This is a genomic window from Xylophilus sp. GW821-FHT01B05 (assembly GCA_038961845.1).
Taxonomy (GTDB): Bacteria; Pseudomonadota; Gammaproteobacteria; order Burkholderiales; family Burkholderiaceae_C; genus Xylophilus.
Window position 1 is genome coordinate 2,349,149 of sequence record CP152408.1, and the last position, 26,036, is coordinate 2,375,184.

Annotated in this window: 17 protein-coding genes; 9 read left to right on the top strand and 8 right to left on the bottom strand. The window is 58.6% G+C overall.

Translation table 11 applies throughout. The annotated features are described in order from the left end of the window. Positions 1-1,077: 1,077 nt before the first annotated feature. Both AAFF27_10990 and AAFF27_10995 read left to right on the top strand, forming a co-directional pair. Entirely contained in the window at positions 1,078-1,674 is a 597-nt protein-coding gene (locus AAFF27_10990; protein XAH25680.1) for a hypothetical protein, read from the top strand. Positions 1,675-1,845: 171 nt separating this feature from the next. Then, positions 1,846-3,258 carry a hypothetical protein gene (locus AAFF27_10995; protein XAH25681.1) on the top strand — a complete coding sequence of 471 codons (1,413 nt, stop codon included), beginning with the start codon at positions 1,846-1,848 and terminating at the stop codon, positions 3,256-3,258. Between the two features lie 192 nt (positions 3,259-3,450). Here the strand turns inward: AAFF27_10995 and AAFF27_11000 are convergent, their stop codons facing one another. From AAFF27_11000 to AAFF27_11025, 6 genes are read right to left on the bottom strand one after another with little or no spacing between them, the layout of a single operon-like run. Then, the gene (locus tag AAFF27_11000) at positions 3,451-5,511 is read right to left on the bottom strand and encodes a hypothetical protein (protein XAH25682.1); all 2,061 of its coding nucleotides are present in this window, start codon (positions 5,509-5,511) and stop codon (positions 3,451-3,453) included. Continuing rightward, positions 5,501-7,948, bottom strand: coding sequence for an ATP-binding protein (locus AAFF27_11005; protein XAH25683.1), 2,448 nt, complete (start codon positions 7,946-7,948; stop codon positions 5,501-5,503). The genes AAFF27_11000 and AAFF27_11005 overlap by 11 nt, the downstream gene beginning before the upstream one ends. Next, positions 7,908-8,735, bottom strand: a complete 828-nt coding sequence (locus tag AAFF27_11010; GenBank protein XAH25684.1) for a phosphoadenosine phosphosulfate reductase family protein — start codon at positions 8,733-8,735, stop codon at positions 7,908-7,910. The genes AAFF27_11005 and AAFF27_11010 overlap by 41 nt, the downstream gene beginning before the upstream one ends. Next, positions 8,713-12,168 (bottom strand): hypothetical protein, encoded by a 3,456-nt coding sequence (locus tag AAFF27_11015; GenBank protein XAH25685.1) that lies wholly within the window; start codon positions 12,166-12,168, stop codon positions 8,713-8,715. Before AAFF27_11015 ends, AAFF27_11010 begins: the two co-directional genes overlap by 23 nt. Beyond that, positions 12,161-13,060: a DUF4007 family protein gene (locus AAFF27_11020; GenBank protein XAH25686.1), complete on the bottom strand. Its 900-nt coding sequence runs from the start codon at positions 13,058-13,060 to the stop codon at positions 12,161-12,163. Before AAFF27_11020 ends, AAFF27_11015 begins: the two co-directional genes overlap by 8 nt. Beyond that, a complete protein-coding gene (locus AAFF27_11025) occupies positions 13,050-13,277 on the bottom strand; it encodes a hypothetical protein (GenBank protein ID XAH25687.1) in 228 nt (75 codons plus the stop codon). The genes AAFF27_11020 and AAFF27_11025 overlap by 11 nt, the downstream gene beginning before the upstream one ends. A gap of 788 nt (positions 13,278-14,065) precedes the next feature. Between AAFF27_11025 and AAFF27_11030 the strand changes: the two genes are divergently transcribed. Continuing rightward, positions 14,066-14,755 (top strand): exosortase H-associated membrane protein, encoded by a 690-nt coding sequence (locus tag AAFF27_11030; GenBank protein XAH25688.1) that lies wholly within the window; start codon positions 14,066-14,068, stop codon positions 14,753-14,755. A gap of 233 nt (positions 14,756-14,988) precedes the next feature. Continuing rightward, positions 14,989-17,112 (top strand): EAL domain-containing protein, encoded by a 2,124-nt coding sequence (locus AAFF27_11035; protein ID XAH25689.1) that lies wholly within the window; start codon positions 14,989-14,991, stop codon positions 17,110-17,112. 18 nt (positions 17,113-17,130) lie between these two features. Here AAFF27_11035 and AAFF27_11040 read toward each other — a convergent pair whose 3' ends face one another. Beyond that, positions 17,131-18,108, bottom strand: a complete 978-nt coding sequence (locus AAFF27_11040; GenBank protein XAH25690.1) for an NADPH:quinone oxidoreductase family protein — start codon at positions 18,106-18,108, stop codon at positions 17,131-17,133. A 134-nt stretch (positions 18,109-18,242) separates the two neighbouring features. On the opposite strand from AAFF27_11040, the gene surE reads away from it, so the two are divergent. Genes surE through rpoS form a run of 4 tightly spaced genes read left to right on the top strand, consistent with a single transcriptional unit; the run spans position 18,243 to position 21,780 of the window. Then, on the top strand, positions 18,243-19,046 hold the full coding sequence (gene surE, locus AAFF27_11045; protein XAH25691.1) for a 5'/3'-nucleotidase SurE: 804 nt from the start codon (positions 18,243-18,245) through the stop codon (positions 19,044-19,046). Further along, on the top strand, positions 19,043-19,861 hold the full coding sequence (locus tag AAFF27_11050; protein XAH25692.1) for a protein-L-isoaspartate(D-aspartate) O-methyltransferase: 819 nt from the start codon (positions 19,043-19,045) through the stop codon (positions 19,859-19,861). The genes surE and AAFF27_11050 overlap by 4 nt, the downstream gene beginning before the upstream one ends. A 31-nt stretch (positions 19,862-19,892) precedes the next feature. Then, positions 19,893-20,789 carry a peptidoglycan DD-metalloendopeptidase family protein gene (locus tag AAFF27_11055; GenBank protein XAH25693.1) on the top strand — a complete coding sequence of 299 codons (897 nt, stop codon included), beginning with the start codon at positions 19,893-19,895 and terminating at the stop codon, positions 20,787-20,789. A gap of 4 nt (positions 20,790-20,793) precedes the next feature. Next, positions 20,794-21,780: an RNA polymerase sigma factor RpoS gene (gene rpoS, locus AAFF27_11060; GenBank protein XAH25694.1), complete on the top strand. Its 987-nt coding sequence runs from the start codon at positions 20,794-20,796 to the stop codon at positions 21,778-21,780. Positions 21,781-21,822: 42 nt separating this feature from the next. On the opposite strand, the gene AAFF27_11065 is transcribed toward rpoS, so the two are convergent. Then, on the bottom strand, positions 21,823-24,420 hold the full coding sequence (locus tag AAFF27_11065; protein ID XAH25695.1) for a chemotaxis protein CheW: 2,598 nt from the start codon (positions 24,418-24,420) through the stop codon (positions 21,823-21,825). A 103-nt stretch (positions 24,421-24,523) separates the two neighbouring features. Between AAFF27_11065 and rlmD the strand changes: the two genes are divergently transcribed. After that, entirely contained in the window at positions 24,524-26,029 is a 1,506-nt protein-coding gene (gene rlmD, locus AAFF27_11070) for a 23S rRNA (uracil(1939)-C(5))-methyltransferase RlmD (protein ID XAH25696.1), read from the top strand. Positions 26,030-26,036 lie beyond the last annotated feature (7 nt).

The following is a 26,036-nucleotide window of genomic DNA, read 5'->3' on the forward strand; positions in this document are numbered from 1 at the left end:
CGTGGGCCGAGACCTCTCGGGTCAGACCGCGGTCGACACGGGGGCGCGGTGTCCGCGCCACGGTTGGTGCGCTCTTCGCGCCCTGGTGCGGCGAAGCGCCTGTTAAACCGGGCTTCGGGGCGCGCGTGGCGCGCCCCTCATGGGGGGCCTCCGATACATCCTCATCGCTATCGTGGAGCGCCCCTGTTGGGGAGACCTGTTGATTGTCTCGTTCGTTCATGAGAGTTTTTGGGGTAGCTGAGCGTGTTCAGGGCCACTGGTCGCACGACGCTCAAGCGTGAGGGTGGCTTTGCCACCTATAGCGAGCCGTCGTGAAGTCCATTGCGATAGGCCATCGCAATAGACCAACCACCACGCGATACCGACCTGCGGTGTGCGGCCGGGGTCTTGCGGCACGTCGTGCCAAGAGCAGGGGTCAACTGTGCTTTCCCCTTGTCCCGCCTCGCGCGCTGGGGCGCGCGTCCTTCACGTTTCCGTCGCGACGTACGCTCAAAGCGACTGTCCTGTCTCCGGCTTCGCCGGCGCGCACCCCCGCCGCCGACCAAAGGTCGCCGGCCCAAATCTTCTTCCTGCGTGCCTGCCGGCCCGTTGGCCCCATGCGGGGCAGAAATGAAAGTTTCTGAGCCCCGCACGGGGACCCCGACGGGAACGCCGTCCGTCTCTGACGAGCCGGACCGGTCCACCCAAAGCCTCACGCGCAGGACGGCGGCGGGGGTGCACCCCGCCTCAGCTCGGGCGGTCGCGTCAGGCGTCTCCTCTTGAATGATTCTTCAGGCCGTTTGTCCCTCGTTCTCGCTGCCACCGTGTCGAGGAGGCACGCGGCTGGACGCCGCGCCGTCCGCCTGCGGGTGCGTTCGAGGCTGACCGTTTGGTGTCGTCGGGCCGGGTGTTGCAGATGGCCGGCTGCTCAAAGGCGAGGGTATTCGAAGCGTGCGCGTTCACGTGGCCGGGGGCGGCCAACGCCTGTGGCCTGTCGTGAGCGTCCGCAGTGGCTGATAACGACGGGCCCCAGGTGGCGGGTGTTTCGCGCACCTGTTGCTATACGGCGCATCCCCTTCACGACTCCTTGGAGAAAACATGGCCTTCATCATCCGAAAACGTAAAACCGTCATCAAGCTCTTCCGTCGCAAGCAAGTCAAAGTGCCAGGTACCCCGGCCGCTTTCATATTCGAAGAGCGAGCGGTCGGGCAAATCCCCTTGAGGGCAACGGCACTACCCGCTGACTTCACATCGCAGTCTGAGCCGCTGCGTGACTACGAGATGCAACGTCTGGAAGCAGAGGTGTTTACGCCTAACCGAGCCCTTCTGGCGGAGGCGGAGCGGCAAGCGCAAGAAAGCTTGGTGGACCCGCTGCGGCCGCTGCGGTCGGCGACAGAGGCGCTCAGGGAGGCCATGCGACGCAGCCAGGACCGACCGGTTTCGCAAGCGGAAATTGACACGGTGGTAGCCGTGCTGCGAGGCGTGGTGACCACTGAGCCCAGGGATAGCGTGGCGGAAGCTCGGGTTGCATTGGAGCGAGCGTGCGTATTTGTGGAGGCGGGCGGTTACCCCAGGCGGGCCAACGCGCCTGAGGGACACCCCGATGTGGGAGCCTTGTGGAAGGGAATCAATGAAGCTCACAAAGCTTTGCGCACGGCGCTGCAGCGGTTTGACTGGGTGAGCGCGCGAAGCTAGATAAAACCGGCTGGCTAGACCCGAGGTACGGGCCGCGTGGCGTGGCCCTAAAACCAACGCCCCTGACTCTTCGCTTTGGCGGGCATGAGAGGCAGGGGCGGTGCGGGTGAAACGTGAAGACTACATCATCAAATAGCCATCACTTTTTATCCGCCCTTCGGAGAAAAAGCGATGACTGCACAACTGCAGCTCCTCGAGGACGTCGGCTACGACGAGCCTCTGCATTACCACGACCCCGCGCGCAGCGGATTTGTGTCGGTTCTGCGCCAAGATGGTGGCGTGCGCAAGCAGACCACGTTCATGCTGTCAGAGTTGCCGTTTTGGATGGACCGCCTGCGGGGGGAGACCGATGTCTGGCTAGGTCAGTGTGAGTTCTTTCTGCCCGGTCGGCGCAAAGTCGGGCTCAAGCGCATTCCGTTGTGCTTTATCGACCTCGACACCTACAAGCTGCCAGCCTTGCGTGGCTTGTCCCCGGAAATACTGACGCAACGGCTGCTGACCGCATGCGACGATTTAGGGATACCACCTCCTAGCATGGTCGTCAGCTCCGGCCGTGGCCTGCAGGTGAAATGGCTCTTTGCGAGGCCAGCAGAGAGCGCAGCCTTGCCACGCTGGTCTCGCGTCCAGCAAACCTTACAGACACGTCTGGAGGACCTTGGCGCCGACCCAGGAGCATTGGACTGCTCACGGGTTTTGCGGTTGACCGGAACTATCAACTCTCGTTCGGGCGAACTGGTGCGAGTAACCCACATGACCCGGGTACCAACCCTCGGCGGCGAACCGCTGCCATCAGGGGTGGTCGGCTACGCCTGGGATGAATTTGCGGACACCATCCTTCCCAAGACACGAGGGCAAATCGAAGAGGACCGCAAGGCTTGGCAGGTCGAGCACGAAGCTCGCCTGCTGGCTCAAGCCACGATAGCCAAAATCCGTCCCTCGAAGGCTCGGTCGCGCAGCCAAAGTTGTTTGCGTGCGCTGCCTGTGTCGCAGTTGGCCTGGGACCGGCTGGCAGACCTGCGCACCTTGGTCTCCATACGCTGGTCCAACCCGGCATGGGGGCAGGGCGTGCCAGCAGGACATCGTAACACCTTCATGTTCCTGGCCGCCTGCTTCCTGGCGGACTGCTGCACGCTGTGGGAACTAGAAGCCGAGCTGTACGCACTGAGGTCCGAATTCGCGCCGAGCTGGTCCCATGATGAATTGCGAAGCTGCGTCTCTACCGTCATGGACAAGGCCCGTGCTTCCGCGCGCGGCGAGACGATAGAGTTTGAAGGCAAGCAGGTGTCGCCCAAATACAAGTGGACCAATCAGCGACTGATTGAACTCCTGTCGATAGACCCTTCCGAAGAGCGTGAACTGAAGGCCATCATCAGCAAGCAGACGGCGACGACAAGGGACACAGAGCGTGCGAGAGTGAAGCGCCGTCTGCAGGGTAAGCCTACTAGGCCGGAATGGCTTGCAGTGTTCGAGGCCAAGGCAACGCAAGCAAGGACGCTCGCTCAAGAAGGCCAGAGCTGCCGCACGATTGCAAAAGTTCTCGGTATCTCCAAAAGCGCCGTTGCTCGGTACTGCAAAAAGGAGTGAGGTGTCCCAGGTGTATCGCTACATATGGGGTGGCGTAGCAAAGGGGGCTCTAAGTTTTTTTCATTTCAGGAGCGCCAAGCTAAAAAAGTGAATACGGGCCGCTATAGGGTTTCTCGCCTAGTAGACACTCGAGCCCGAAGAGTCCCATACTTGCACAGCTCACTCTAATATCAACAACACTGCCTCATTCGTCTATACGACAGCTGTAGGTGCAGCGGCAGGTTCCACTACGGAAAGGGCTGTAGTATCTCCATTAAGGTTGGTATTGGACGGACCGTCATTCGGGGCTATATCGTCAGGCTCTTGAATTTCCGGTTTGTCTTCGAAAACGATGAGAAATCTGGTTTCTCTGTCTTTTTTCGTTCTTGATGAATTCCTAATATCTTTGAATGGAGAGGTGGCATTCCGGCTTGGCAAAAAAGCGACCAGCTTACCAATTCCATTAACTTGATTTAGTGGATATGCTGTCACATCGTGACGGTCACCATCGGGCTTTGGTACATTTTGTTTGAATCCCTGCAGGGCATCGACTACCTCATCACCGTCAATTTTCATCAAATCGGAAACACTTTGGGCATTGGGATTTTCTGCCATCCACGTTTTCAGTGAGCGTAAAATTTCGTGTATCGTTGGGTCAGAAAGTATATAGGTTACTGACGATTCGCCATCAACTGTTAGCTCAGCAAGAGCGCCTGCATCAATGCCGGGACTGTTATATAAAATCTTCCAGCGACTATTACCCCCGCTCACATAACAGCGAATATGACGGGGTGCAAGAATGCTCGGGGGTCTCTGAGTTCCAATTCGGCTTAAGTTTGATGTGACAGCATGTTGGAGTTGAAGAGCATATACCGGTCGTAATCTCCCAATTCTCTCGTAGGTGCATTGATTAGTCCTAAATGTAGCCCGCTTACCTTCATCCCAAATTTTTAAACTGGATTTATCCCAGTTGATAAGCACATCCTGCCCGGTTTTAGGATTTCTTACTACGACCACTGGCAACGCATCGCGCACATTTGGAATAGCTCCTGGAACAAAAGCAGTCACATCGCCTTCACAGAGCATAAGGCTTTCAACCATGCTTTCAGGGCGAGCGATGTCGCAAGCTGGAGTTATTACAACATATGCTTTCGATGGAAGAGCGTGATTAGCTTCAGGAGTTTCCCAGAAAATGTCACCTAAATAAAAATAACCTTTATTTGGGCCGCGGCCAATATTCTCTTCCGCAAGTAAGCGCTTCTTTGAATGAAGCATTCCAGCAGAATAAAGTTGAGCGGCTGGTAGAGTCAATCCAAATCTGGCACGAGGTAATTTTTGAAGTTTTAAATCTTGCAGTCCATCATGTAATTTCCAGATGGCATCAGTGCCCTCAATTTCATGAGATATATACTCAAGAAGTAATTCAATGATGTAAACGCCAAGAGTCGTTTTTTCTACGCTTGTTGTGTTATGAAAAACGGCAAAGTAATCGGCTAAATCTAAGGCGCGCAGTTCGGATGTGACGTTCTTTAAAGCTTCGTTAAATGAATCGTTTAATTGACTTACGCTTTCGCGAAGTGTATTTGTTTGTGGCATTGCTCTTGTGTAAGCTGCCAGCATTACTTTAACGTTTTCAGTATCCGCTAAAGAATCTTTTTTAATTGCCTCAAATTCAGATTGAAATAGCTTGGCATCTCGCCGAAAGGGTTCGCGCATTTGTGGAAGCTGTACTTCCAATGATGACATTAGAAAAACGAAAGGCTTACTGCTCGGATATGTCACCTGTTGTTTCTGAACAATCCTAACTGCATCTGTATGGTCGAACGTCAAACTGCTTTCTTGGAGCTTTAAATCTACAAAGAGAAGCTGCGGAATAGGTGCTGTGCTGATATCATAATCAGCGCCAAATAAAAGAGTGGTTATCCCTTCTTTTTCTAAGAGTTCAATTAGAGGCTCTAGTAGCTTACGCTTGCCATCTCTAAATTTTTCGAAATCTCCAAAAATTGCATTTTTTGCATTTGGAGTAAGTTCAAAATTTGCTTTATATAATTGTCCAAAAGAATCTGAGTAGCGAAGTTGCTTGCTAATTTCGTCTTCGTTTGAGTCGCAATCAAAAAGCTCTGCCGTTTTGAGAAAGTCCTCGTCAGATGCTGCTTCAATAAAGCTCTGGATTACTTCGTCACTTAATTTCCAGGTGGGCGTAGCATCATAAGCGTCATCAACGATGTGCGCACAGTTAACGCCGCCTGCCGTAAAGACATCCTTAAGCTCCATTAGCTTCCTCTTTTAGTTCTAACTCAAAGGTGTTATAGCGATTAGGATGTTGGTGCCCTAAATCAATCAGTGACAAGGCCCCCCCCATTGCTTCAGCATTCTGTCGCGCGATATAGAGTCCTAGCCCTTGTCTTCTAGAACCTGTTCCTTTTTTTGTGGAAAAAAATGCGTCGAACACCGTGTCGATTCTATTTTTAGGAATGCCCGGTCCATTGTCGAAATACCTTACCCGTGGTGGGTGGGAAAGTAGTTCAACTAGGATTTTTGGTTCGAAATTCGGATGCTCTTTTTTATGCACATCCATCCAGTAAACAGAGTTTATGATTAAGTTCTCAATTATCTGAACAAAGTGTCCCTCGATAATGAATCCATGAATATCGCTTTCCTGCGAGGTGATGGTGTAGGCAATGTTGTGGCGTTCTTCCCCAAATTGAGAAATATGGCCTTCGAAAATGTATTTTAGTATTGGAAGGAGGCTTTGCCTACTTCTGCGAAATCTTGCGGAAATTGATAAAGGTTCAAGTGCAACAAGTCTTTTTTGAATTACCTTGATTTGTGTGCCAAGAGTTTTTAGCGCTGCAGTTGCATCCGCACTTATACTCTTTCTGCTCAAATCTTTTAACGTTGCTTGCGTCAGCTCAGTTGCCCGGGCCAATTCATGAGCAATCATTTCGACAAGTAATCCAATTCCTGCGAGTTGAGTGAGTCGTTCTTTTTCTTCCTCAATTGCACCGATGCGCTCAACTGCTCGTTGATGCGCATCCTTGATTTCCAGGAAAGCGTCTTTTACTTCAGCCAGTAAACGGCCTTCGCCAGTGTAGCTGCGTCGAATTTCTTTAATCGAATTTGTGGCGCGAAGCTCTAATGATTCCACCACAGTTGATTCTGTTACTGGGTCGTAGCTGAGTTCATTCTTTTTCTTTTGACTCTTGATTGCATCATTGAGATAGTCGTGCCACCAGGCCGAAACTAATTCGTGCATTATTGAAATTAACGCATCTCGTTCTGGAGACTCTATTAGTCCCTGTCGATTTGTTTGGTCAATAAGTGCTGGGTTTTTTATTCGGCCAATTTTTACACGCCCAATGAGCTGCTTTGTGTTTAACTTGTAGCCGCTTGCTGACAGGGCCTCCATATCCAAGCGGAGCCAGTCATCGCCTTCACTTCCATATGGCAGAACGCGATATCCATCTCTGTAAAGTCCGATGCCCGTCCAGGCTTTTATCAAAGCCCCTACGTCTTTTCTTGCTCCGATGTCGGGAATTGCTTTGAGTCTTTGTCGATTGAACCAATACAGTTCGAACTCAAATGGGCCCAGAGTCTTTAGTACCGTCCATGGCTGCCCATTTTCTTTAAGACCAGAAATCGAGAGTAGGTCGGTCAAATCAAAACTAAAATCCCTTGGTTCACCATCATAAAGGTCAGTTTCGATTGTTGCCGTTAGTGCTGGTTTTCCCGTTAATTCATCAAAAAAGTACTTTCCAATGCATTTGGCATGAGCTTCTTTGAGTAGTTCCTTGGCAATGTTTCGAGGTGAGCTGACGTTCACGCCATTAAGAGACATTTTTAGCCTGAATCGCCGACCATCCTCAGCGGAGAATGGGTCGGCCATTCGCGCAATGTCATCACGTGCGACAATCTGAAGCCGCGGTACGTCCCAACTTGACCTCAGGTCGGATACCGTAATAATTGTCCCTGAAGTTTTTGGCCCTACGGGCTTGGGTCGACCGGGCACGGGGCGAAGTTGAATAGAAGAAGCGTCAGCATCGTCTGCTTCTTCGAACTTGCGCCAATCGATTTCTAAGATATTCGTAATCTCATCATTGTCGGTTGCCGTTTCGACTTTCACTCGCCAACCTAGTCTCATTACGGAAAGGCGACCCACCCCCTTTTCTCCTAAGTATGGAGGCTTTTCGTCCCCATCCGCGATAGACGCACGCACTTGCTTGGCGCGATGAGTCGTGCCGATTGTTAAGTAGATGTCCGCCAGGTCTGTGGCCGACATGCCTGACCCTGAGTCAGTAAAAACTATGCGACTGGTGCTTTTATATGCATTGGTCGCATTTTTTAGTAGCTCTTCGCGCGATTGTGATGACCCGATGGCTTGTAGAAATTCTGACTTCAAGGCTTCATCAGCCTCAAGATTCACTTTCGACCTGAACGCCAACTTTAGGTCTTGTAGTGATTTGTCGGCGTCATTCTTTGTGAGATTTATGCAAGTCGCAAAGTCGGCTTGCTTTATCACGACATCAAAGACAATTTCGATTGGTTCTCGTGACTTTGCATCTATCGCATTTTTTACCAATTCATAAATTGCAACGCCGTCCGAAGATATCAGGTCGGACCCAAGATGGAGAATTGTTCTCGCAGTGACAACAAAGGACATTCGATGACTTTCAGAGCTGGCAAACCAAGCAGCCTTGGTCGTCGTCTTCATCTGGCTCTTCGGCCGTTTCTGCACTGGAGAAAACTTCCATTAGCGTGGCGTTCTCCTTACGCGCAGCTTTTCGGTGAATGCGGATGATATGTTCACGCTTGATTTGTTCGACCCGTTCGGGCTTCTCCATTTCTGCGAGGCTTTCCCCACGGCTCCAGGTGAAAAAGTTGCCGGTCTTTTCGTATGGAACCTCATATTCCTTCGCTTTTTCGTAGAGGTCAGGATAGGTCTCCTTAAGCTTTACCCACTCAATTTTTTGCTGGTAAAAGCAGAAGAAGCAACCTGACCTGGTTCGACCCCACTTGGTGTATGGGGGCATGCCAACCCCTGAACTCTTGAGAATGCCTTCAATATCACGCAGGATTAGCCCGTCTTCCTTGAATGGGTAGACAGCCGTAATGTTAGGTTTATGACTGATATAACCGCTGCGTTCCTCATCGGCACGAAGTCCAACGTAATTGATGACCTCGTCATCCCCGCAATGCTGCTCAAATGGCTTGAGCTTCAATGCACGTGTGCACCAACGGCGGTGATTGGATGGAATCATTCCACCGTACATGTGGTACCAATGGTCGAACCCGAGGTCCGCGTTTAGCCGAATGACTTGCTTGCCCAGGAAGCTGGAGATGCGGTCTAGGTACTCATAGGTCTCCGGCAACTCCTTGAGGGTATCGCTGAAGATGTACTCCATCTCAGGCACTCGGTCGCGCATATAGATGGCCAACGCCGCGCTATCCTTACCTCCAGACAAACTCAGGATGTGCCTAACTGGCTTTTTGTTGGACATCTATATTTTCCTCGCTAGATGAATGGGTAGACGCCTGCAGCGTCAGCAGTGCTTGCCCAAGTGCTGCCAGCATTTGCTCGCGTGAGCCCGTCTGCTTCGCCTCCAACATTGAGAGTAACTCCTCAGCCATTCTTTTTGCAGCTGGGTCGGCGACGACGAATACTGCCTCCTCGTGTCCTGAAGGTAGAGTCATCGTAACGGATACGTAACGTTCCCCCATAACTGGATTGCGAACTCGGTGACTTACAAGCTTCGCCCATCGCTTGTATTGCCCACAAAGGTCAATCACGGCCATCTCAAATTGCGTGATAGTTGAGTCGACCCAAGCGTCGAGTGGCTTGTGCACAATGAGACTGGCCAGGGAGTCGAGCCAACGCTCGTCGGGCAGAGTGATGTCGGCACAACGTAGGACAAATGCACGAAGGTTGGACTCAGCTAAGTCGGCGCTTGCCGAACTGCATTCTTTTTGAAGTTGTTGGCGCACGCGCGGTAAGGTTCCCGCAATCTCGAAAGACGTGCCAAGGATGGTAGCAACCTCGTCTTGTAAGCGGCGGTAGCAACCGCCAAGGTCAGCCAGCGCAGCCGCGACCCATTCGCGATAGCTTTGCTTGGATTTGCTTTCTTTATGCACATTTGGCAACGCTCGCAACAATAGGTCGATGTGGTCGCGCGACCGCTGAATGTGCGTGCGGAATAGCACTGTGTCTTTACCCAGAGTACTGGTCTCGATGGTAAAGTTAGGCAGTCGACTAATCCAGCGATAGACGGCACGAGTTATTTCCAGCACCGTGGCTTCGCCATCGACTCGCACCCCCACCGTCGCCAGAGCGGCTACGTAGTCGTCGAGCAACGCACGGTTGACCTCGCTCGCAGTCATTTCGCGTAGCTCGAAGAGATGAGGAGCCTTGAACAGCCGATGTAGATGTTCTGCAGTCATCTCGAGGATGAGACTACCCCGTTCAAAGACGGCGCATGTACCCCTGTTTATGAGAAGGTACAACGCCGCCCAGATTCCAGCTGGGCCAGCGCGCACCCCAAGGGGCGGAGCGGCGAGAATTTCAATCAGGTCAGAGAAATACAGACTCGGTCCTCTCCCCAACGCTTCCGTAATGGTGGCCCAAAGCGGCGATACATCGACGGCAGCGCCTGGCTTCGGCGCCACTAGCTTCCAGCGTCCATCGTTGACCTGCCACATGCCAGACTCAACAAGAAGGGTTTGATGAATTAGGCGCTCGGGCGGAAATTCTTTCGGTCCGCAAATCTGTTGCTCCGGATTTCCAGAGAGGAATACGTCAAACATTCGCTGGCGGGCGAGGACAATTGCGGAGGCGGGCCGTTCCTTGTTGATGAGTTCGTTTACTAATTTCGGTGCTTCCGGGAATTGTTCGTCAAATAGCCATGACGCAAGTTGGCTCAGATTCCGTGCGGCCTTTGCCGGCACCTTCTGTCCCTTACGCCAGAAATTCGATGCACCTTCTTGATTGAGCTGGTTTGTCAGTAGTTGCGATGTAACTAGGTCAACGGCATCGCGCATCGTTGCGAGCTGACGTTCAACATACTCATTCGCCCAAGGGTCCAGTTGCTTGGTTTTGAGTTTCAGTGATACAGCTAGCCAAATAGCATACTGCGCTAGCGCTTGACGTGCTGCTATGTCTGGCTGGAGGCAAACGGAAAGTTCAAGCGGGTCACTCTGTTGTTTGCATTGGTCTGTGGCTTGCTTTAATTCGCGGCTAGTTGGTCCGACGATGACTACCTTAAGCCATCCGTCGGGATTACCTCCGTCCGGGTTGAGTTTTGGTGTATCCGGCCAGCCGTCCGTGGAGCCGACGAGGATGGCAAGGGTTCTGAGTGTTCCAGTAGTGTCGTAGTGGCGGTTCGCAACCACTGGTCTTGAGGCTAACGCCGTAGATAGAGCACGAGTGATGAGCGTTGCCTCTTTTTCTCGACTCGCCTCCTCAAAGAGTGCGTCGATGTTCGCTAGCTCAGGGACGGCCGTGGCAATCTGTGCTCCGTCTCGACGCGATTGAAGCACTTCAGCTTTCACCAACTCACTTACCGCTTGCGCGATTGCGCTAGCTGGAATGTCGTCTAGCGCTTCTTGAATGAATGTAAGGGAAGTTTGAATGCGCAGGTGTCGTTCAACGAGCTCCCCGACTGCTACGACTTTAAGTACCTTGGTCTTTAGACTGTCCGCGTGCTCACGCGCAATACAAGATTTAGCGAAGAGCCAACGGCGTTCGGCGTTCCGCTCCCTAAAACGAAGACTGTTTGAGCTGGCTAGGTGGTCCCAGAGGCTGTCTAGCCTGTACCAGGAATCTGGGGTAGCTTTTGTGCGCCCAGCAAAGTCACGGAGGCCAAACGGTTCATTTCCGTTCAAAAAGGCGTGAAAGGACCGTTCGCTCTGGCCCATTCGCTTTGCCACCATTGCCATAGACGCAATTACGGTTGGATGGAGTGGATACAACTGCTCCGCGGCGGCGAACAATTGCTTTTCGTCTGCTGAATGTGCTTTCAATAGGCCGCTCTGCAGCGAGTCTTTGAACAGAGCTCTCGCCTTCGAGACAAGCGTGGCGTTTTTCTTCAGCTTGGCTGAGACGCCGAGGGCGTGCGCAGCAAACCGCGCATAGCGCTCTATAGGTTCATCGAACGGGATTTCCTCAAACCTAGAGGCTACTTTCTCCCAGTCATCTGACAGGGTCTTGCCAAGGCCATCTGCGTACGCAGACATGTGCTGGTGAAGAAACGTCACTACTGACAAACGCATATCACCACTACCGCACGCGCTTTCGGCGAGCTGCTGTAGTGCCATGATGTCGCCTTCAGCGGGAAAGAGCGCTGCATGCTCTACGAACTTTCCTAGCTCATCCACCATGATGAGCAACCCGTGAAATCCGCTTTCGTTCGCAGCATCTGCAAAGTCGTGAACCATCTGGCTCACGGCAGCGTTGAGCGGAATGCCGTCGTATTGCCCGTTTGTGAGGTTCAATCGCTGCTGAAACTTCTTGGCGGACTTGTTTTCTTGCCAGCGTTCCAGCCCTTGCTGAAGGGCCCGTCCAAGTGCAACACCTAAGGAGAGTCGCGAACCCACCAATGCGACCGGGAATCGATTTAGTTTTTTGAATAGGTCGTGAGTTGCTGGGGACTGCGCTTTTAGCGCAGTGGAAATAGAGGCGAAGTGACCTGGGCCAGCGCAGAGCTGCCCAACAGCAACACCAAGCGCAGACTTGCCACTGCCATATGGCCCAACAACGCGCCATGCGCGCTGTGGTGAATCAGAGACTAGAGCTCGACCTAGTTGATTCAAGGCGGTGACGACAGAAGGTGTCACTAGATATCGCTGCAACGCAGTTTTTTCGTACAGGTCTCTCTCTAGAGAGATGGAGCGGACGGAGCCCTCGCTTACAGCAAGCTCTTCAATAATGAATTCAGGCATTGAGGGCCTCATAGTCGGCGACCAGCAGGAGTTCCTCCGGTGCATTGGGAAGAGTAACAACGATGCTTTGGGTGTCGGCGGTGTCATTAAAGCGAAGACAGCCTTGCAGAAGGCCTGCTGCGAGGTCATCTATCATTCGGCGTATGAGAAGCTCGTCGAGGCACAGAATTCTTCCTGGCGAGCGCACTCCTTGAACGAGCTCAGAAAGAGCGATGCTTTTGGCATTCAGCCCGTTGTGCCGAACGTAGTTCAGCACACACACAGCGAAGACCCGAAGTGTCAGGCCTTGCGGGTTACGATTCGCAACCTGGAAATTAGTTTTTCCATCCTCGCCGGCTTTAAACGTGAGCAGTCCTAGGTCTTGCAGCGGACACCACGAAGTATCGTCATTGCTTCGCTCTTCTTTTAGGTAGCTCTGCAGGAAGATGCTAGCGTGCTGTTCTAGTGTGCTTGACGCTAGCGGGCGAGGTTTTTCGCTTGCACGCAGTGTCAGCCTATCGATGAGGCCCTTGCGGTCAAACTGCTTCACGCCGTCCTCTGCAAACACTTCATTCCATGCGGCCATATCCGCATAGGAGGCCAGCCACCAGTGAATTAGCCATAGCGACTCGAGTGACTCTAGGTATGGGTCCCATCCGCCGGCGGACATTAGCTTTAGCCCGACAGGTCCTGGTTGATGGCCGCCTTCACCATTGGGCTCAATGACGCCGGTTGCCTCGCCCCAGAACTGAATTGACTTGACCATGTTGCGCCCAATGCCGAGGGTGCCCATGGATTCGAGGTCGTCCTTCAGCACGTTTTGCTGAGTTGATACGGCACGGTAGACCTTCGAGAGCCATCCGTAACGGCAAACGAACGACTCATGCCCGGAGAAGCGCTGCTCAAGCGACATTGCTAAGCTTTCTTTTTTGTTTGGTTGCGGAGGTGGCTGGCTCGCTTGCTTCTTTTGGAGCGTCAGCTGGGCGTTGCAGGATGATGCATTTTGACGATGCATCGAAGAAGACATCGACAGGGGCCCCTTCTTGCAGCCCAGCATTACGCAAGACTTGCTCACTCAAGGCGATACGACCAGACTTCTGGACCTTTTTGGTCTCGAAAAGTACTTTCATTGGGCGTCCTAAAATCCGTAAAAAGTACGAAATTAGGATGGTATTGTACTTAATGGAACCGTTGACGACCTAGGTAGTTACTAGCTGAGGCGGAGCGCCGAGGCAACCCTAAGATGTAACCAAGGTAAGTGGGTCGGTGGGGCGAATGTTTGGTCCATTGCGTAAGTCTGTGACGCGGCGGTGCACCCTCGCCTGAAGGCTATCGCATCCAGTGGCGATGCCTTTCTTGGTGAACCGCTTGCATGCGTCTGTCCAAGTCTGTCCAAGTCTGTCCAATGTAGCCGAGTGTCTTGCAGTACCGCCGGTCGGAAAGAGCTCTTCCCGGGGCGCTTTGTAGGGCGGCTGGCCGGGCAGACGCCGTGCGAGCGGTTTCGGCGTGAAGGGGCTTCTCACGTGTCAACGGGGGCTGGCTTGGGATACGGTGAGGCTTAAGAGGAAGCCCAGCCTGATACACTGGTTGTCACACAGCGCTGTGTAGCAGCCTGTTGCTTACCTAGTAAGGCGAAGTGATTTTGAGTGGTCAGTGGTACCCCATCAGCCACCCCAGTATTTTTCCCTGTTTAGGGCTGTCGATCCGATAGCCAAGGCAGTCCGGACTTCCCGCCACGGGAGCAAATGTCCACCGGGCCTGCCACTTCCGCTTTTGTTCCTTGTCAGTCCCTCTGGGACGTTGCGGCGTTCGCGTGTTTTGTTGCGCGCGGGCTTTGCGCTGCCTGTTGGCCATGTTGGTCCTGTCTGGGGCGCCACAATCGGCGGATTGGCCTTGCCCATACCGGGGTCTCAATGCCATGCTCCTGCCGCTGATGCAGCTTCTTAAGAGACGACCACCAATGTTGACCACATCGCGCCTCTCTCGCTTCTTTCTTGCGGCCATCGCATGGTTGCTTGTGCTGACCGCCGGGTGGATGACGGTCTCACGTTGGACTTCGCAGCCTGTCGGCTTCCTGGCGCAGGTCGCGCTTGAGCAGGCGGCGCCATATTGGGTTCGTACCGTGCGACTGACTCCTGGCCTGATCGAGGCGGACACCCGCATTGAAGTGCGGGTGCCGGGAGCGGCCTCCGGCGCGCGTGGAGAGTTGATGGTGGATGCGAAAACCGCGCACTATGCGTATGGCCTGCCTATCCTCCTGGCCTTGTTGCTGGCTGCACGCAGCCGCGGATTGTGGCGACGCGCCGTCGTCGGCTATTTGCTCTTGCTGCCGTTCCAGGCCTTCAGCCTTGTTTTCGATCTGCTCAAGCAGATGGCCATGGCCGCTGCGGGAGGCGCAGCCGCGCTTGGCATCGACCAATGGCAACTGGAAAGCATAGGCTTTGGCTACCAGTTCGGCACGCTCGTATTGCCGACGCTTGCGCCGATCATGTTGTGGCTATGGATGGACCGTGACTTCTTTCGCCAAGTGGTGGCCGAACAATGGCTGCAGCCGCAACCGGGTGGCAACCTGCCCGGCAAGGCATCTGAAGGCTCGGCCAGTGAGTGATGCTCTGTATGTGCCCAAGTGAACGGCAGTCCTCGCCGCATAAATTTTCTGGCGAGGCCGCGTGAGGCGCATGCTTGTTTGTATAGTGGCCGGTGCGATGAGGACTTGCCGTGCGGACCGTCCGGGCTGCGGCGGACATCGACATGTTCATGCACCGCGAAGCTCGCGCTGCCGGATGGAAGGACCCGGAAATGAGCCGCCAATTGCTGCCCTCGATACCTGAAGAATATCGATTGCCCCCGTCCCTTGCCTCGGGCGTGGGCGCAGCCTCGCTCTCCAACAGCATGCAGGCGCTGGCTGCTGATCTTGATCCGAGCTTGCTGCGATTCCTGTTCGATCACCAGCAGGACATGGTGTGCCTCAAGGATGGTGATGGCCGTTGGCTGTTTGCCAATCCGGCATTTCTGCAGCACTTCGGTCTTGACCAATACCAGGGCGTGAGCAATTTCAAGCTTGCGGAGCAAGGCCACCCGGCGGCAGATGCCATGCGCAAGGCTGCGCTGCACGAGGAATTTGCCTGGCAGCAGGGGGCGCCATCGCAGATTGAAGAGATGGTGTTCGACGAGCGCCGGGGACCGCGGTACTTCGAGGTGCTTCGTGTTCCATCCTTTCTTCCAGACGGCGCACGCAGTTGTTTGCTGGTGGTGCGACGTGACATCACGGAGATCCGCAGTGCGTCCACCAAGCTGGTGCTAGCGGGGCGCATGCTGGACCAAAGCACTGATGGCGTGCTCATGGCGGACGCTGACTTGCGTGTGGTCATGGTCAATCCGGCCTTTTGCGAGATCACAGGTTTCAGTCAGGAAGAGGCGCTTCGGCTCGATCCGCGCGATCTGGCCGCAGGCCAGCAGGATGCTGCGCAGAGCCGTGAGATGTGGGAGATGCTGGAGAACCATGGCCGCTGGAGCGGCGAGGTCTGGAACCGGCGCAAGAGCGGCCAGGTATTTCCCCAGTGGCTCACGCTGTCGGTGCTGCGCGACCGTACTAGCGGCGAGATCGGCCATTACGTGGCCGTGTTATCAGACCTGAGTTCAACCAAGGCGGCAGAGGCGAAGATCGCGACGCTCTCTACGCAGGACATCGTCACCGGCCTGCCCAATCGGGCCCAGTCTTCGTTGCGCGCCACGCTCGCGCTCGACCGCGCCGAGGTGCAGGGCAGCCAATTGGCGCTGATGGTGATCGATGTCGACCATTTCAAGACCCTGAATGATTCGCTTGGCCACGCCGCAGGTGACCAGATCCTGCGTACCGTGGGGCAGCGGCTGGCCGCTGCCGCCGGCCCGCTGGCACTGGTAGGGCGTCTGGGTGGAGATGAATTCCTGGTGGTGTTGCCGGGAGTGCAGGGCACGGCAGAGGCGGCGCATAGCGCGCAGGCGCTGATGGAGGCCGTGGCTGAGCCGCTGGCGGTGGCCAACCTGCCCATGAGCATCTCGATCTCTGTGGGGGTGGCGGTGTATCCGGGTGATGGCGACAGCTTTGACACCCTGTTTGGCCGCGCCGATTCGGCCTTGCATGCGGCCAAGCGAAATGGCCGTGCGTCCTACCAGTTTGCCGCGGGCGCCATGAATGAGGAGGCGCTGGCGCGCCTGCGTCTGGAGGCTGCGCTGCGCCATGCCCTGGATACCTCGGGCCTGCGGCTGGAATACCAGCCCTTGGTGGATCTCTCCAGCGGGCGCACGATCGGCGTCGAGGCCTTGTGCCGCTGGGACGATCCTGAGCATGGCAGCGTGCCGCCCGGGGTTTTCATTCCCTTGGCTGAGGACAGTGGCCTGATCGTGTCGCTGGGCGCCTGGGTGTTGCGGGCGGCTTGCCAGCAATTGCGGGCGTTGCACGATGCTGGCCATACCGAACTCATGGTGGCGGTCAATCTGTCGGCGCGCCAGTTCCAGCGCGGCGTGTTGCTGCAGCAGGTGGAAGAGGCTCTGGTGGCGTCGGGTATTCCGCCTGACAAGCTGGAGCTGGAGCTGACCGAAAGCGTGTTGCTGCACGACGGCGAAGCCGTATCTGCCATGCTGCGCCAGCTCAAGGCGCTGGGCGTGAAACTGTCGATAGACGACTTCGGTACCGGCTATTCGAGCTTTGCCTACTTGCGTCGCATCAAGTTCGACAAGATCAAGATTGACCAATCCTTTGTGCACGACCTGATCGATGACCCCGACAACGCGGCCATCGTGCGCGGCATCATCTCGCTGGCGTTGAGTCTGGGCTTGAATGTGCTGGCCGAGGGGGTGGAAACCGAGGCGGTGGCGCAGCGGTTGCGCCACCTGCATTGCACCTATGCCCAGGGCTACTACTTTGCGTGTCCCATGCGGCCTGAGGCGTTGCAAGAGCGGTTGGCGGCAGCAAAGGCCGCCTGAGGGCAGGCCCTGGCCGGCCTACTCGTTGACCATCACCAGCTTGCCCTTCACGCTGCGCGATCCCATCAGGCCATAAGCCTCCTTGAGGCGGCCCATGGGCAGGGTGCGGTCTATCACCGGCTTGATCCGGCCCTGCGCGTACCAGCCGGCAAGCTCCTGCATCATGGCTGCATTGCGCTGCGGCTCCTGCTTGGCAAAGCCGCCCCAGAAGACGCCGACGATAGAGGCGCCCTTGAGCAGCGGCAGGTTCAGCGGCAATGCCGGTATCGGCCCTGCAGCAAAACCCACGACCAGATAGCGGCCGCGCCAGGCAATGGAGCGAAAGGCGGGCTCGGCAAGATCACCGCCGACAGGGTCATAGACGATGTCCGGGCCTTTGCCGCTGGTGAGTTCCTTGAGCGCGCCACGCAGGTCCTGCTGGCTGTAGTCGATGCTGGCATCGGCCCCGAGGCTGCGACACAGCGCGCATTTCTCTTCCGACGACGCTGCCGCGATCACGCGCGCGCCTGCGGCCTTGGCGATCTGGATGGCTGCCGTCCCCACGCCACCCGCTGCGCCAAGCACCAGCACCGTCTCGCCGGGCTGCAACTGCCCGCGGTCGAGCAAGGCATGGTGCGAGGTTGCGTAGGTCATGATGAAGGCGGCGGCGTCCACGTGGGCGAAGGCCTCAGGCAATGGCAGGCACTGCGCCGCCTGCGCCAGCACATGGGTTGCGAAGCCGCCGGTGCCTTGCAGGCAGGCAACGCTCTGCCCAGGGCGCAGATGGGTCACGCCATCGCCTACCGCGCGCACCACGCCGGCGAACTCCGAGCCCGGCACAAAGGGCAGGGCGGGCTTCATCTGGTACTTGTTCTGGACGATCAGCAGATCAGGGAAATTGAGGCTGGCGGCTCGGATCTCGATCAGCACCTCGCCCGCGGCGGGCGTGGGGGTGGGGAGCTCCTTCCAGGCGAGCGCATCAACGCCCGTCGGGTCTTCGCAAAGCCAGGCATGCATGGGGTGTCTCCGTCAATTCAGGGTGGTCGGCCGCGCGATCATAGGAGCGCGTGGCAAAAGGCCTTTGTCCCTCGTGCGACGCGCCGTCATGGAGGCGGCGTGCCACCTACAATCCGTTGCACCCTGTTTTGCCCATGAAAATCCTCATCTCCAACGACGACGGCTTCCAGGCGCCCGGCATTGTGGCGCTGCACCGCGCGCTACAGGACATTGCCGACGTCGAGGTAGTGGCCCCCGAGCACAACAACAGCGCCAAGTCCAATGCCCTGACGCTGCATTCGCCGCTCTATGTGCACACCGCCGCCAACGGCTTTCGCTATGTCAACGGGACCCCGGCCGACTGCATGCACATCGCGCTGACCGGCTTGCTTGGCTACCGGCCCGATCTGGTGGTGTCCGGCATCAACAACGGCGCCAACATGGGCGACGACACCATCTACTCCGGCACGGTCGGCGCGGCCATGGAAGGCTTTCTTTTTGGCGTGCCGTCCATTGCCTTCTCGCAGGTCGAGAAGGGCTGGATTGAACTGGAGGCCGCAGCGCAGAAGGCGCGCGAGATCATCGGCGGGATGATCGCGCAGCAGCTCATTGGCGAGACGCCTTGGTTGCTCAACGTCAACATCCCGAACCGACCGCTGTCGGAGCTCAAGCCGCTGCGCCTGTGCCGGCTCGGCCGGCGCCATGCGGCCGAGCAAGTCATCACACAGAACAGCCCGCGCGGCGAAACCATGTACTGGATCGGCAATGCCGGCCCGGCCAAGGACGATGCCGAAGGCACGGACTTCCACGCGACAGCTCTGGGCCATGTGGCCATGACGCCGCTCAAGGTCGATCTGACCGACCACGACAACCTGGGCTACTGGGGGCAGACGGTGTCCCGCCTGGACGGTGCGCTGGCTGCCGATTCGGGTGCCGACGCGGCAAGGGCCACGGCATGAACGAGCGGCCGCGTTTCCCGGCAAGGCTGGCGTCCTCTTCGTTGCCAGGAAGCAAACCTGCGATCGCTATAAAAAAAGTAGCTGAAAGCCGGCGCCCAGCCTCGGTAAATGGCATAAATCACTTAAAAAATCAGGCTGCACCACCAGCGCCTGCGGGCTGGGGCCTGGACTCCGGCGCCGTGCGCCTGCGCATGCTGCAAAAACTGGCGGCTCAAGGTCTGAGTTCGCCGGCCGTGCTGGAGGCCATGGGCGCTGTCGAGCGGCATCGTTTTGTCGATTCGGGGCTGGTGAACCAGGCCTACGAAGACACCAGCCTGCCGATCGGACTGGGCCAGACCATCTCCAAGCCCAGCGTGGTGGCGCGCATGATCGAGTTGCTGCTGGGCGCCGAAGGCGTGCAGGACGGGCGGCTGGGGCGTGTGCTGGAGATCGGTACCGGCTGCGGCTACCAGGCGGCCGTGCTGGCCCGTGTGGCGCGCGAGGTCTATAGCATCGAGCGGCTGCGTGGCCTGCACGACAAGGCGCGTGAGAATCTGCGGCCCTTTCGCCTGCCCAACGTGCACTTGCTGTTTGGCGACGGCATGGCGGGCTATGCCAAGGGCGCGCCCTATGCCGGCATCATTGCCGCGGCGGGCGGCGAGGCACTGCCGGACGCCTGGTGCGCCCAGCTCGCCCTGGGGGGGCGCCTGGTCGCGCCCATGGGTATGCGTGGCGGCCGACAGGCGCTGGTCGTGATCGATCACACGCGGCACGGCTTGAAACAGAGCGTCTTGGAAGACGTGCGCTTTGTCCCCCTAAAATCGGGGATTGCTTAAAGGGATGCTTATGCTAGGAATGCGCGGACGGATGTGGGTGGCAACGGGCATGCTGGCCATCGCGGCGGTGGTTGCCGGATGCTCTACCGACAAGCCCCGTCGCGCCCCGCCGGTGGAGGATCGGGGCCTTGGCGCCGGGGCTTTTGCTCCTGGCTCGGCCCAGGCACCTGCCGTGGTGGAGGCTGCGCCGCTCAAGCCGCTGCCCGGGGCCGAGAATGCCGGGCGCCCTGGCTACTACACGGTCAAGCCCGGTGACACGGTGCGCAAGATCGGGCAGGAGACCAACCAGAACTGGCGCGACATCGTGCGCTGGAACAGCCTGGACAACCCCGACCTGATCGAGGTCGGTCAGGTGCTGCGCGTGATACCGCCGGCACCGACCCAGGTGGCCCAGGCTCCCGCGCCAGCCCCGACGACGGACAGGCCCAGTGGCGCACCAGTCACGGGTACACCGCTGCCGCCGGCGCAACCCGCGGCCCATACGCCGGCACCGGGTGCCGCTGCACCTGGCGTGGTGGCGCCGGTCACGCCGCCACCGGGCGCGGCCAGCGAGGACGAAGTCGCCTTCATCTGGCCTGCCAGCGGCAGCCTGCTTGCCACCTTCGACGAAGCCAAGAACAAGGGCTACGACATCGGCGGCAAGGCCGGTGATCCGGTGCTGGCTGCAGCGGACGGGCGCGTGGTCTACGCGGGCGCTGGCCTGCGCGGCTATGGCAACCTGATCATCCTCAAGCACAACAACACCTATCTGACGGCTTACGCGCATAACCAGACCCTGCTGGTCAAGGAAGACCAGACGGTGCGCCGTGGCCAGAAGATCGCAGAGATGGGCAATAGCGACAGCGAAGGGGGGCGGGTCAAGCTCCATTTCGAGATCCGCCGGCAGGGCAAGCCGGTCGATCCCTCGCGCTACCTGGCCGCGCGGTGACCGAATGGGGCGGCGCAGCGTTCCTCGCTCCCGCCCCGCTGCTGCCCCTGCTGCCAAGGCGCCCGGCACGACAGAGCATGACGATGCAGCAGCCTCGCCCGAACCAGAGCTGAACGCCAAGGAGTTCCTCGACTCCCCGGAAGGTGGCGATACCCTGGCGCACTATCTGCGCGAAGTACGCCGCACTGAGCTGTTCACGCCCGAAGAGGAATTTGCCACCGCCACCCGTGCGCGTGCTGGCGATTTCGAGGCCCGGCAGTCAATGATCGAGCACAACCTGCGCCTGGTGGTCAGCATCGCCAAGGGCTACCTGGGCCGCGGCCTGCCGCTGGCGGACCTGATCGAGGAAGGCAACCTCGGCCTGATGCGCGCCACCACCAAGTTCGAGCCTGAACGCGGCTTTCGTTTCTCTACCTATGCCACCTGGTGGATCCGGCAAGCAGTGGAACGCGCGGCGATGAGCCAGGGCCGCACCATCCGCCTGCCAGTGCATGTAGTGCGTGAATTGCAGCAGGTGCTGCGTGCGCGCCGCGCTCTGGAGAACGATCCGGAGCTTGCCGCACGCCGGCCCGACGGCCCGCGCGTGGAGGACATTGCCGCCTTGCTGGGCCGGGATGTGCACGAGGTGGCCGACCTGCTGGCGATGGCAGAGACGCCGCGTTCGCTCGACGCGTCGCTGGACCACAGCGACGAGGCCTATACCCTGGTCGATACCGTGCGCGACGAGGCGGCGGCCGATCCCAGCGGCAGCATGCACGAGCACGAGGTTGAACGCCTGTTGGACCAATGGATCGACGCGCTGTCCCAGCGCGAACGCGAGGTGCTGTATGGCCGTTTCGGCCTGCATGACCGCGAGCCCGAGACGCTGGACACACTCAGCCAGCGCCTGGGCCTGACCCGCGAGCGTGTGCGCCAGATCCAGAACGAGGCGCTGCAAAAGCTGCGGCGCTACCTGGCGCGCCATGGCGTGGTGCGGGATATGCTGCTGTAGCTGCCCGCCGCAGCAGCGGCTACAGGCATCTGCTGGAGGGGTTCAGGCCGCCATCGCGAGCTGCAGGCCTTCCATCTCTTGGGGCGGCGCCGGCGACTTGCCGTCGATCAGCCAGGCAAAGAGCCGCTCCACGTTCACTGCCTGGATCAGCAGATCACCATGGTTGGCCTTGATCACCTCCGAGGCGAACATGGATTGGCCTTGCACGGCCAGCGGCGTGCGGATGATCTGGCGCTCGTCGAACTGCGGCACCGCGTGCAGTTCGTCGACCAGCAGACCCAGCGTGTGCTCGCCGTGGCGTACCACCATCACCTGGCTGCCCGCTGTCGGGCGCGAGGGCTGGCCGCCCAGCAACTGCACCAGGTCAAACACCCACATGAAGCGTTGGTGCATGTCGGCACGCTGCAGCCCCAGAATGCCGATGCGGCCGCTGCCGCCGAGGGGCGTAAGCCGCACATCGGAGAAGGGCACGGCCTCCAGCACGTGCTCTGCGGGCAGCGCGTAGAGCGCGTCCTGGCAGAAGAAGGTGGCGAACTCGCGGGCGTCCGCAGCAACGCCTTCCTGGTCAATTTCCTGCGCCGTGTTGCGCGCCAGCGCTTTGCCATGGCGCACCTCGCCGAAGGAGTGGTAGACCGCAGCAATCACGTCTTCCCGGTAGCCATCGCTGGTCTTGAACTCGCGGTAGCCGTTGGACACCGTGCAGGCCAGGATCGCGTATTGCCCATCGTTTTCCGTGATGCGCGAGCGGCTCTGGCCATTGCTCAGGGCCAACAGGTCGGGGTCGACCTCCAGCGTGGAGCCTACGGGCCTGTGCTCATCGGTGCTGGCCAGGATGCGGCCCTGGCGGTTCAGGTAGAAGGCCTTGCAGTTGGCCTTGCCGGCAAGGCCTGCGCGCAGCATGTTGTGAAATTCGGGCTCTGCATCGAACACGATGCCTATGCCGCCCACCGCCGTGCCGCTGCCGTCCAGATGGTGGATGGCAGCGTGGTAGATGTAGGTATCGCGGCCTTCATAGAGTGGCGTCGTGCTGAAGGCGCTGACGTGGTAGTCCTGCGAGGTGCGCAGGTTGAGCACATGCTGCAGTGTGTCGGCGTCTACGTGGCGGCCAAGCACCGGGGTGCCGTCGGCCGTGTCCGCGCTGCCCGTGCTCGCCAGGATGCAGCCATGGCGGTCATAGACAAACAGGCGGGTGTAGACGGTGTAGAGGCCATTGATGTAGGTCAGGATTTCGCCGATGCGTGCCAGCGCCACCGGGTCTGGGTGTTCCTCGCCCAGGGCGGCGCGCAGTTCCGGCGTCAGGGCCCACCAGCGGCAGTCGTCGGAGCGCTCGTAGAGGTTGCGGTCCAGCAGGTCCACCATGAGGTGTGAGGTGAACTCTGCCCCGCGCATGCTGGAGGCCAGCACGGTCTGGTAGAGGTCATGGATCGAGCGTGCGAACAGCGCGTTGCTGCGGTTGCCGGTTTCGCTGATCTGGTCGAGCACGGTCTTGAGCTTCTGCATGTCGCCGGCCTGGCCTGCGGTCATCACCTGGCCGTTCCAGACGATGCGCTGTATGGTCTTGGCCGCCTGCATGATGTCGTGCAGCGGTGGGCAGAAGCTCTCGGCGTGGGAAAGCAACCCCTCGGCCACCAGCGGGTCAAGCCCGGCCAGCACATTGCTGGAGCTGCCGTGGAAGGCTACGTCCACCGGGATCATCACCTGGCCCTGCCAACCAGATGGGCCGGGGTAGCCCTGGTAGCCATCGGAGGCGTAGGTCCGCACCAGGTATTCGCGCCCGCAGTAGAGCATCAGGCTGGGCTCTGCGTCGCGGTTCACCGGCACCACCGCGCCGGTCGGGATCCACACCGGATCGGCGCTGGCAATGACGCGGCCGGAGCCGTCGAGCAGCAGCATGTTGGAGCGCTTCTCGTCGTCGCGGTGCGATTCGAAGATGCTCTGCATCTCTTGCTCGAAGTTGAAGCACAGGCACAGCACGCCGATCACGGCACCGGTACCAGGGTGGTGCATGCGGCGCGAATAGATCAGCGCACGCTCCTTGGTCGGGCGCAGGTCGGTGTGGCGGAAGGTCTCCACATAGGTGTCGCTGGCGATAGTCTCGGCCACCAGCGGGTCGCTGCTGTGCTCCAGCGGCGTGGCCGGGTCGATCTGCACCAGCACGTTGCCCTCTGTGTCGAGCAGGATGATTTCGTCGTAGACGGTGTACTTGTCCCGGTATTCGCGCAGCCTCAGGCGGGCAATGTCGCCGTCATCGGTCGGTTGTGCGACGAAGCTGCAAAGCTCCCGGTCGGTGGCCAGAAAGCCCACGTCTGCGGTGCGCTCGAAGAGATTGCGCACCACGATGTCGATCACGTATTGCGCCTTGGTGCCGACGCCGGCCATCACGTTGCGTACCTTCTCTTCCACCAGGCTTTCCACCAGCTCGTGCTCCAGCTTGGTGAAGCCGCTGCGCGTTGCCGCCATGGTCGGCAGGATGGACTTGGCCTCTTGGGGGCAGTTCATCTTGGCCGAGGACTCGATGATGCGCCACATCAGGTTCAGCTCCTTGAGCGATTGCTCGCAGAGCGAGACGTCGCGCATGTAGGGCAGGAACACGTCGTTTGCCAGAGGCTGCGCGGCGCGCGGTGCGGTATCCGGTCGCATAGGGTCTCCCGTAAAAGGATGTAACGAAAAAGGAGCAATTTGCGCACCAGCATTTCGGCGCAGCGCAAAAGCGGGGTTTCCGGGGCTGAGACAATCGGGGCAAATGACTGACACGACTCCACGAATCTCTGTTGCTTCAGGCGACACGCAACTGGCCGGTGACCCGGTCGATCCCCTGTTTCCCGATGCCTTGCTGGTGGACTCCCTGGACCTGGAGGCGCAGGGCGTTGCCCGCCGTGCCGACGGCAAAGTGGTGTTCATCGACGGTGCATTGCCGACCGAGCTTGTCAGCGCGCAAAGCTTTCGCCGCAAAAACAACTGGGAGCAGGCGAACCTCACGACCATCCACCGCGAGTCGTCCCAGCGCGTGCGCCCGGGTTGCCCGCATTTCGGCCTGCATGCCGGGTCTTGCGGTGGCTGCAAGATGCAGCATCTGCATGCCGGCGCGCAGGTGGCCGTGAAGCAGCGCGTGCTGGAAGACAACCTGTGGCATCTGGGCAAGGTGCGGCCCGAAATGCTGCTGCGGCCGATCGAAGGACCGGCCTGGCACTACCGCTACCGCGCCCGTCTGTCCGTGCGCTACGTGCAGAAAAAAGGCACGGTGCTGGTGGGCTTCCATGAGCGCAAGAGCCGCTATATCGCCGACATGCCCAGCTGCGAGGTGCTGCCGGTCCATGTGAGTGCCATGTTGGTGCCTTTGCGCGCCTTGCTGGGCACCATGGACGCGCGCGAAACCTGCCCGCAGATCGAGGTAGCCTGCGGCGATAGCGTCACGGCGCTGGTCCTGCGGCACCTGGAGCCGCTGTCTGCGGCCGACCTGGAGCGGCTGCGCGCCTTTGCCGCACAGTACGACGTGCAGTGGTGGCTGCAATCCAAGGGCCCGGAGACGGTGCGATTGCTGGACGATGCGGTGCCGACACTGAGCTATGCCTTGCCCGAGTTCGGCATCCTCATGCCCTTCAAGCCCACCGATTTCACGCAGGTCAACCCGCAGATCAACCGCATCCTGGTGGGCCGGGCGCTGCGCCTGCTTGATGTGCAGCGCGACGAGCGCGTGATCGACTGGTTTTGCGGACTGGGCAACTTCACCTTGCCCCTGGCCACGCAGGCCGGCAGCGTACTCGGCATTGAAGGCAGCGAGGCGCTGGTCGCGCGCTCGCGCGAAAATTATCAAGGAAATGTGGCTCAAGTCCAGGGTGGTAGCCGGCTTTGTGCTGCTGAATTTGTAGCACGCAATCTTTTCGAGATGACACCTGCCGCACTGCTGCAGGATGGCGTCGCGCAAAAATGGCTGGTGGACCCACCGCGTGAAGGCGCTTTTGCATTGGCCAAGGCGCTGGTGGACCTGCATCAGCTGCGCACGGGCCAGACGCCGTCCGGCGACTGGCCGCAGGGTGCCTTGCCCGACCCGGCGGCGGTCGCCGCCTGGCAGCCGCCGCGCCGCATCGTCTATGTCAGCTGCAATCCCGCCACCCTGGCGCGGGATGCGGGCTTGCTGGTGCACCAGGCCGGCTATCGCTGCACGGCGGCCGGGGCCGTCAACATGTTCCCCCACACGGCGCATGTGGAGAGCATGGCGGTGTTCGATCTGGTGGAGCAGCCGGCCTAGCCCGGGC

Bases quoted from the DNA above. Each gene is read 5' to 3' on its own strand.
- AAFF27_10990 (XAH25680.1), top strand. From the start codon at position 1,078: ATGGCCTTCATCATCCGAAAACGTAAAACCGTCATCAAGCTCTTCCGT.
- AAFF27_10995 (XAH25681.1), top strand. From the start codon at position 1,846: ATGACTGCACAACTGCAGCTCCTCGAGGACGTCGGCTACGACGAGCCT.
- AAFF27_11000 (XAH25682.1), bottom strand. From the start codon at position 5,511: ATGGAGCTTAAGGATGTCTTTACGGCAGGCGGCGTTAACTGTGCGCAC.
- AAFF27_11005 (XAH25683.1), bottom strand. From the start codon at position 7,948: ATGAAGACGACGACCAAGGCTGCTTGGTTTGCCAGCTCTGAAAGTCAT.
- AAFF27_11010 (XAH25684.1), bottom strand. From the start codon at position 8,735: ATGTCCAACAAAAAGCCAGTTAGGCACATCCTGAGTTTGTCTGGAGGT.
- AAFF27_11015 (XAH25685.1), bottom strand. From the start codon at position 12,168: ATGCCTGAATTCATTATTGAAGAGCTTGCTGTAAGCGAGGGCTCCGTC.
- AAFF27_11020 (XAH25686.1), bottom strand. From the start codon at position 13,060: ATGTCGCTTGAGCAGCGCTTCTCCGGGCATGAGTCGTTCGTTTGCCGT.
- AAFF27_11025 (XAH25687.1), bottom strand. From the start codon at position 13,277: ATGAAAGTACTTTTCGAGACCAAAAAGGTCCAGAAGTCTGGTCGTATC.
- AAFF27_11030 (XAH25688.1), top strand. From the start codon at position 14,066: ATGCTCCTGCCGCTGATGCAGCTTCTTAAGAGACGACCACCAATGTTG.
- AAFF27_11040 (XAH25690.1), bottom strand. From the start codon at position 18,108: ATGCATGCCTGGCTTTGCGAAGACCCGACGGGCGTTGATGCGCTCGCC.
- surE (XAH25691.1), top strand. From the start codon at position 18,243: ATGAAAATCCTCATCTCCAACGACGACGGCTTCCAGGCGCCCGGCATT.
- AAFF27_11050 (XAH25692.1), top strand. From the start codon at position 19,043: ATGAACGAGCGGCCGCGTTTCCCGGCAAGGCTGGCGTCCTCTTCGTTG.
- AAFF27_11055 (XAH25693.1), top strand. From the start codon at position 19,893: ATGTGGGTGGCAACGGGCATGCTGGCCATCGCGGCGGTGGTTGCCGGA.
- rpoS (XAH25694.1), top strand. From the start codon at position 20,794: ATGGGGCGGCGCAGCGTTCCTCGCTCCCGCCCCGCTGCTGCCCCTGCT.
- AAFF27_11065 (XAH25695.1), bottom strand. From the start codon at position 24,420: ATGCGACCGGATACCGCACCGCGCGCCGCGCAGCCTCTGGCAAACGAC.
- rlmD (XAH25696.1), top strand. From the start codon at position 24,524: ATGACTGACACGACTCCACGAATCTCTGTTGCTTCAGGCGACACGCAA.